Raw genomic sequence first — 7062 nt, forward strand, 5'->3', positions numbered from 1 at the left:
AAACTGTCACCCATGCTATCGGTCCATTCTGTTACCTATCTATCCGGTTCGGACAACTCGACACCTCTCCCCCGATCGACGGGGGAGAGGAACCCAAGTTCTGCCTGGCTCAAGCCGCCACCGGCCGCCGCGCCAGGCCATCGCGGATGTGCCGCGCGAATTCCTGCGCGGCCGGCCCGACACCGTGCCTCGGCAGATGCAGATTGATGGCAAAATTCGGCAGCGGCGGCAGGCCGGACTCCGATGGCAGTATGTCCAGATCGGCTGGCACCGTGGAGGCTAGCCAGGCGGTGACGGCGAGGTCGGAGCGCACCGTCGCGGTCGTCGCGTCGATGTTGCCGTTTTCGAACACGGTGCGCCACTCCAGCCCGTGCTCACTGAGCGCCGCCAGCACCGCCGGGCGGAAGGCGCAGGTGTCGGCGACGATCGAAACCGGCAGCGGCCGCTTGGCGCGGGCAATGCCGCCCTTGGCACCACCGCACCCAGACCAGCCGGTCGGTGGCAAGGCATTCGCCCGCCGAGGGACCGACGCGTTCCTCGATCACCGCAAGGTCGATGGTCCCGGCCGCAAGGGCAGCCGCCAATTCCGGCGACGAGGCGCAGACCAGCGATATCTCGACCTGCGGATAGGTCTCGGCATAGGTCTTCAGCACCGGCGCCAGCAAGGTGCCGACAAGGTCATAGGGCACGCCGAGCCGCACCTGGCCGGCCACCAAAGTCCCAGCCATCTCGGCCCAGATCTCGTCATTCAAGGCCAGCAACCGCTTGCCCCTGCCGAACAGCTGTTCACCGGCGCGCGTCAGCCGCAAGCCGCGCCGGTCGCGCGTAAACAGGCTGGAGCCGAGCGCCTCCTCCAGCCGCTTGACCTGCTGGCTGACAGCACCTTGCGTCAGGTGCAGCGCATTGGCCGCCGCAGTCATGCTGGCCTTGTCGGCGACGGTGATGAAGGTGCGGATCAGCGCCATGTCGAGATTTCGGATCATGGGTGGCATTATCAATCCTAATGCTGACCATGGCAAACATTGCATTTACTGAAGTTCGCACGCAGCTACGATCGCAGCCCTCTGACAGAGGACGCCGCATGCTCGAGCCCATTCTCCCGCTCATCCTTTTTGCCATCGTCGCCACCACCACGCCCGGCATCGCCACAACCCTGTCTACGGCGTCCGGCGCGCAGTTCGGCTTTCGCCGTTCCGTGCCCCTGCTGGTCGGCAGCGCCGCCGGCCTCGCCACCGTCACGGGTGCCGCTGCCGCCGGGCTTGCCGGTCTGCTGCTTGCCGTGCCTTCGCTGCAACTGGCCATGAAGGTCGTCGGCTCGCTCTATCTCCTCTGGCTGGCGATCAAGATCGGCCGCAGCGGACCGCCCAATCTGGATGTGAGCATGGCCAGGCCGAACAGCTTTCTGGGCGGCGCCGGCATTCAATGGATGAACCCGAAAGGCTGGGCGATGGGACTGGGCGCCGCGGCTTCGTTCGCGGCATTGGCCAGCGGACCGGTGCAACTTGCGCTGCTGCTCGGCGCCACCTTCGGCCTCGCGGCCGCCGCCTCGCTTTCACTGTGGTGCGTGGCCGGCATGGTGCTGGCGCGGCTGCTCAAGACCGAATGGCAATGGCGCGCGCTCAACATCGTGCTGGCACTGGTGCTGGCCGCCTCGATCATTCCGATGTGGCGGACGGCCTGAGTTGGACGCAAGGCCCCCTCACCCAGCCTCCGCTTCGCTCGGCTGACCTCCCCCCTCGGGGAGAGGAGATTGTCAGCGCCGGCGCCGGTCTCTTCTCCCCAGCGGGGAGAAGGTGGCCGCGAAGCGGCCGGCTGAGGGGCCTTTTGGTTCGTAAAGCGAACCAGCCTAAACCCTCAAGCCGCGTAGCGGGCTGCCGGCTTGTCGGCGTGCAGGCTGCCGTAGAAGGCCTGCCGGGCACCGAGGAAAATGTCCAGTTTGGCCGGCTCGGCGAGCGCCGGCACGGTGACAGCTTCACCCCTGGCAAGGCCGACAAGGGCCGCATCCACCATATCGTCGGCGCTCATGATGATTTCCTTTGGAAGCTGGTCGATATCGCTGCCGGCAAGCTCCCAGAAATCCGTCCGTGTCGCGCCCGGCAGCACCACCTGCACCTTCACCTTCGTACCCTCGACCTCGCGGTGCAGAGCCTCGGTGAAGTTGACGACATAGGCCTTGGTACCGCTGTAGATGCCGCCGAACGAGGTCTCATAGGCGAGCACCGAGGCGATGTTGACGACCGCACCTCGGTTGCGCGCCAAAAACCCCGGCAGCACGGCACGGGTCAGCCGCGTCAGGGCGATGACATTGACCTTGATCATGCGTTCGGCAGCGTCCGCATCGGCGATTGCCACCACGGACTGGCCGCCAAGGCCGGCATTGTTGACCAGCAGCGTCACGCTGTCGTCGCTGGCGATCGCCTGTTCGACGCGGCGGACGTCGCCGTCGTTGGAAAGGTCGGCGCTGATCACGCTGACCTTGCGGCCATAGGTCTGGCGCAGCTTCCCGGCCAGTTCCTCCAGCCGGTCGGCGCGCCGCGCCACCAGCACCAGATCGTAGCCCTGCCCCGCCAGCCGGTCGGCATAGACCGCGCCGATGCCCGACGAAGCACCGGTGACGACCGCCGTGCCCTTGTTGCCCTGTCCACTCATTGTCCTGTTCCTTCTTCGACTGATCTGGTTCGTTTCGACTGACCCGGCGCCGTGGCATCTGCCGCGCTACCGAAAGCCGCGTGATTGATTTAGTGGCATATACCACTAATTGGGAAGTAGGCATAAGCCACTATCTTGTCAATGATACGGACGGGGATTATTTGAGGGGTGCAGCCGGGCCTCATTCGCCGGCGCCAAGGACCATCATGTCAAAGGACAGCTTGCCCGGCCTCACGCTCTGCAACAACGCCGCGCTGCGCCGCGCGACGCGCAAGCTCGGCAAGTTTTATGATGATGTGGTGGAGCCATCAGGCCTGAAGGCGACGCAGCAGGGCCTGCTCTACCAGATCCATATCGGCGACGAGCCGGCGATGGGGGCCATCGCCGCGTCGCTGATCATGGACCTGTCGGCGCTCGGCCATACACTGAAGCCACTGATCCGCGACGGCTATGTCGAGACCTTCGCCGATCCGGACGACCGCCGCGTCAAGCGTGTGCGGCTGACGCCCCAAGGGCTGGCCAAGCTCGAGGCGGCGATGAAACTGTGGCAGATCGCCCAGCAGCGTTTCGAGGATGTCGTCGGCAGGGACAAGGCTGAAAAACTGCGCGCGGCGCTGGATGACATCGCCGCGCTGGATTTTGATCTGCAGCCGGCCCGCTGAGCCGGCCGACGGCTTTCAAAGAGATTACTCGGCAGGCATCTCTACAGGCCGAGCCGCCCGGCGGCCGGCCACCACGATGCCAAGCCCGATGATCGGGAAGATCGCGGCGACCAGGCCGAGATCGGCCGGCGCGCCGTAGCGCAGCACGGCGCCACCGACCACGGCGCCGAGTGCGACGCCGAGATAGAGCGCCGAGGCATTGAGCGACAGCACGATCGGGGCGGCGTCGGGCGCCAGCTTGATGATGCGGCTGGCCTGCGCCGGCGGGAACGCCCAGCCGACGATGCCCCACGGCACCATCATCGCCATCAGCGCCGGTCCGGCAATATGCGGCGGCAGAAACGTCGGGATGACCGACAGCAGGACCAGCATGCCGGCACTCAGCGCCAGCGACCAGCCGACGGTGCGGGTCGCGCCGAACCGGTCGGCAGCCTGGCCGCCGCCAATGTTGCCGATGACGGCGCCGACGCCGAAGGCGAGCAGCATGCCGGGCAACGCGATCTGGCTGAGACCGCCGCCCTCGATGGCAAGCGGCGCGACATAGGCAAAGACGGTGAAGGCGCCGATCAGCGCCAGCACTGTCGTCAATAGGATCGGCATCACGCCGGGACGCAGCGCTGCCGCCAGCCTGCGCTTCAAGGGCAGCCTGGTGCCAACGATGCCCCGCGGCAGCCGGTACCACAGGATCGCGCCCGCAAGCGCGCCAAGGCCGGCGATGGCAAAAAAGGTTCCGCGCCAGCCGGCAACGGTGGCAACGAGCGCGCCCAGTGGCGCACCGAGCGCAACGGCCACAGTGGTGCCGCCGACGACGACGGCGATGGCACGCGCCCGGTGATGGTCATCGACCAGCGCCACCGCGGTGCCTTGCGCGGTTGCGGCGAACAGGCCCGACGACAGCGCCATGACGATGCGCGCGATCAGCAGCAGTTCGAAGGAGGAACTCAAGGCAGCGGCGACGTTGCCGAGCACAAAGAACACCAGCGTCCACAGGATGACGCGGCGCCGGTCCCACTCGCCTGTCAGCGTCGCCAGGATCGGCGTGCCGATCGCATAGGCGAGCGCGAAGGCGGTGATCAGCGTGCCGGCCAGCGGAATGGAGATGCCGGCATCCGCCGCGATGTCGGGCAGAAGGCTGGAGATGACGAAGCCTTCGGTCGAGATCGTGAACGATCCGAGCGCGAGCCAGAAAAGGCGCTTGTCCATGGCGGGATGTCCTTAGTTCAAAAGTTATTGAACAATTGGACACAATAGGGCATCATGTCAATGAAGCCAGGGAAAAATAGCTGAACCTTCCTGACGGCACTGTGTCAGGACAGGTCGGAGGCATCGGCGCCAGACGGAGAAAGGTCGCGTGCGGGCCAACAATGATGGATGCGTTGAAATCGGACCCGACTGTGCTTAGTTTCGAGCCATGACCTTGCCACACCCCAATACGGACCAGATCAGCCTGCCGATTGTGCTTGGCGTGCTCGGCGACCCGACCCGGCTCGCCATCGTGCGCTATCTCGCCAGCAAGCAGGGCGTGCCGCTGAACTGCAGCCAGTTCCTCGATTTCGGCTCGAAGACCAATCTGAGCTATCACCTGGCCAAACTGCGCGAGGCCGGCGTCACCCGCGCCGAAGTGGTCGGCACCAACCGCATGATCACACTGCGCCGCGCCGATCTCGACGCCCGCTTCCCCGGCCTGCTCGACAGCGTCATCGCCGCCGCCGGCGACGATCCGGCACTGCCGGCGGTCGGCGGCCACGACATCGAAATCCACGCCTGACCTTGCAGAACTTGGGTTCCTCGCCCCACGGACGTGGGCAAAAGGAAAAGCGGCGTCACACAGGAGCCTCCCGAAAATGCGCATCGCCGTCCTCGCCGATATCCACGGCAATGTGCTGGCGCTGGACGCCGTGCTTGACGCTCTGAAGCGGCGCGGCGGCGCCGACCTGACCGTCAACCTCGGTGACAGCGTTTCCGGCCCGCTGTGGCCGCGCGAGACGTTTGCGCGGTTGGAGGCGCTGAACCTGCCGACGGTGCGCGGCAACCACGACCGCCGTGTCGCCGCCGACCCCGCTGATGACACCATGTGGCCCTCCGACGTCTATGCGCAGGCGCGGCTGACCGAGACGCAGCGCCAGATGCTTTTCGCCCAGCCGCTGACGCTGGAGATCGCACCCGGAATCATCGCTTTCCACGCCCGTCCCGACCATGACGAGAAATATCTCGCCGATACCATCGTCAATGGCCAGTTGGTGCGTGCGCCGCTGGCGGCGATCCGGCGGCGGCTGAAGACGCTCGACCCGGCTTGCCGCATCGCGCTGTGCGGCCACAGCCACCGCGCGGAACTGATCCGCGTCCCCGATGGTCCCGTCATCTTCAATCCGGGCAGCATCGGCTGCCCTGCCTATGACGATTCCACGCCGCCGGCGCATGTCTCCGAGCAGGGCTCGCCGTATGCGCGCTACGGCATCGTCACCTTGGGCAGCAACGGCCAGCCCGACCGCTTCGAGGCCATCGCCGTCGACTACGACCACGAGGCGGCCGCCAGGCAAGCCGAACAGGCGGGCCGGCCGGAATGGGCTCACGCGCTCAGAACAGGGTTCATGCCCCTGCCCGGCTGAACGCTCTTGCGTTCATGCCCGGCTGAACGCTCTTGCGCGTTCATGCCCGTCCAGCTGAGCTGCCTCACGGCCCGGCGGTCCGGGTTGAGGCTGGCGAAACGGCGAGCCGAATTTTCGGGCTTACATGGCGCCGCGTCGTCCCTTATAAAACCGGCCGGGCTTGCGGCGGGCTCGATCCGCCGCGGCACGGTATCAGCGCACGGCCAAACGATGAGGCGCACAGTTACGCTCCGAACAACCCTCCATGCGCTGATTGCGGCTCCGCTGTTGATGACGGCGTGGCCGGTGATTGCCCCCGCTATGGCTGAAGAGATGGCCCAAGACGCGCCGGAGCTCGTCATCTCGGTCGTCACCGGCCTGGCGCCGGACGACCTTCTCAAAGTCCGCACCACCGCATCGCCGGTCGCCACGGTCGAGGCGCGGCTGAGCAGCGGCGACATGGTCACCAATCTCGGCTGCAACGACATCAACGGCTACAAATGGTGCAAGATCGAGAGCACAGGCAAGGAGAAGCTGAGCGGCTGGGCGCCGGCGCGCTATCTCATCCCCCTCAATCCGGCCCCCTATGTCGAAGGTGAGACAAGACCGGCCGATGCGCCGGTGGTTGCCTCCACCGGCAGCGCCAATGAGACCGGGCAGGCCTCGGCGCCGGATCAATCCCACGCCACCGGCTCAGCCAACAGCGCGCCGGTCCCGCCGCCCGACCTGACAGCGCGGCTTGGCGGCGCCGGCCCGGCAGCCGAAAACACGCCAAAATCCGCCGCCGAAATCGGACGCGCCGCGATGCAGGATGCGTACTTACTGGCGCTGGCGGCGCCTGACGTCTCGCCGGATCCCGAGATTCCCTGCGCCCGCTATGTCGGCCAGCCGATGGAGCGCTGCAAGGTCAGCGTGGTGCACACCGCCGACAAGGCGAACATCACTGTGACCTGGCCCGACGGCGGCACGCGCATCATCTCCTTCCGTGCCGGCCAGCCGGCTGGTTCCGACGCGCCCGGAGACTTCCGCTTCACCCGCGAAGGCAGCCTCAACATGATCCGCATCGGCGAGGCCGAGCGTTTCGAGATCACGGATACACTGGTGTCGGGGAATTAGAATTTATGGGAGTAGGGGAGTAGGGGAATAAGGGAGTATGTTTGGAA

General features: G+C 66.2%; 7 protein-coding genes and 1 pseudogene. 5 read left to right on the forward strand and 3 right to left on the reverse strand.

Annotated features, from left to right (window positions below; genetic code table 11):
- Positions 1-109 precede the first annotated feature (109 nt).
- Positions 110-983: pseudogene (locus EOB49_RS31755) on the reverse strand (LysR substrate-binding domain-containing protein).
- 98 nt (positions 984-1081) lie between these two features.
- On the opposite strand from EOB49_RS31755, the gene EOB49_RS31760 reads away from it, so the two are divergent.
- Complete coding sequence (locus EOB49_RS31760; RefSeq protein ID WP_127383295.1) at positions 1082-1681, forward strand: LysE family translocator; 600 nt, start codon at positions 1082-1084, stop codon at positions 1679-1681.
- A 173-nt stretch (positions 1682-1854) separates the two neighbouring features.
- Here the strand turns inward: EOB49_RS31760 and EOB49_RS31765 are convergent, their stop codons facing one another.
- Entirely contained in the window at positions 1855-2649 is a 795-nt protein-coding gene (locus EOB49_RS31765) for an SDR family oxidoreductase (RefSeq protein WP_127383296.1), read from the reverse strand.
- 206 nt (positions 2650-2855) lie between these two features.
- Here EOB49_RS31765 and EOB49_RS31770 point away from each other — a divergent pair, with 206 nt between their 5' ends.
- Positions 2856-3311, forward strand: coding sequence for a MarR family winged helix-turn-helix transcriptional regulator (locus EOB49_RS31770; RefSeq protein ID WP_127383297.1), 456 nt, complete (start codon positions 2856-2858; stop codon positions 3309-3311).
- Between the two features lie 24 nt (positions 3312-3335).
- On the opposite strand, the gene EOB49_RS31775 is transcribed toward EOB49_RS31770, so the two are convergent.
- Positions 3336-4514, reverse strand: a complete 1179-nt coding sequence (locus EOB49_RS31775) for an MFS transporter (RefSeq protein ID WP_127383298.1) — start codon at positions 4512-4514, stop codon at positions 3336-3338.
- Positions 4515-4722: 208 nt separating this feature from the next.
- Between EOB49_RS31775 and EOB49_RS31780 the strand changes: the two genes are divergently transcribed.
- The 3 genes from EOB49_RS31780 to EOB49_RS31790 all read left to right on the forward strand — a co-directional run bounded on the left by EOB49_RS31780 (position 4723) and on the right by EOB49_RS31790 (position 7015).
- Positions 4723-5079 carry a helix-turn-helix transcriptional regulator gene (locus EOB49_RS31780; protein ID WP_127260980.1) on the forward strand — a complete coding sequence of 119 codons (357 nt, stop codon included), beginning with the start codon at positions 4723-4725 and terminating at the stop codon, positions 5077-5079.
- 76 nt (positions 5080-5155) lie between these two features.
- Positions 5156-5920, forward strand: coding sequence for a metallophosphoesterase family protein (locus tag EOB49_RS31785; protein ID WP_127383299.1), 765 nt, complete (start codon positions 5156-5158; stop codon positions 5918-5920).
- A gap of 300 nt (positions 5921-6220) precedes the next feature.
- Complete coding sequence (locus tag EOB49_RS31790; RefSeq protein WP_348630285.1) at positions 6221-7015, forward strand: SH3 domain-containing protein; 795 nt, start codon at positions 6221-6223, stop codon at positions 7013-7015.
- The last annotated feature ends 47 nt before the right edge of the window (positions 7016-7062 follow it).

The sequence above is a fragment of the Mesorhizobium sp. M7A.F.Ca.MR.148.00.0.0 genome, assembly GCF_003997735.1.
GTDB lineage: Bacteria > Pseudomonadota > Alphaproteobacteria > Rhizobiales > Rhizobiaceae > Mesorhizobium.

What these genes read in the sequence shown, in the direction of transcription:
- EOB49_RS31790 (WP_348630285.1), top strand. Translation starts at nt 6,221, where the DNA reads ATGGCTGAAGAGATGGCCCAAGACGCGCCGGAGCTCGTCATCTCGGTC.
- EOB49_RS31780 (WP_127260980.1), top strand. Translation starts at nt 4,723, where the DNA reads ATGACCTTGCCACACCCCAATACGGACCAGATCAGCCTGCCGATTGTG.
- EOB49_RS31770 (WP_127383297.1), top strand. Translation starts at nt 2,856, where the DNA reads ATGTCAAAGGACAGCTTGCCCGGCCTCACGCTCTGCAACAACGCCGCG.
- EOB49_RS31760 (WP_127383295.1), top strand. Translation starts at nt 1,082, where the DNA reads ATGCTCGAGCCCATTCTCCCGCTCATCCTTTTTGCCATCGTCGCCACC.
- EOB49_RS31785 (WP_127383299.1), top strand. Translation starts at nt 5,156, where the DNA reads ATGCGCATCGCCGTCCTCGCCGATATCCACGGCAATGTGCTGGCGCTG.
- EOB49_RS31775 (WP_127383298.1), bottom strand. Translation starts at nt 4,514, where the DNA reads ATGGACAAGCGCCTTTTCTGGCTCGCGCTCGGATCGTTCACGATCTCG.
- EOB49_RS31765 (WP_127383296.1), bottom strand. Translation starts at nt 2,649, where the DNA reads ATGAGTGGACAGGGCAACAAGGGCACGGCGGTCGTCACCGGTGCTTCG.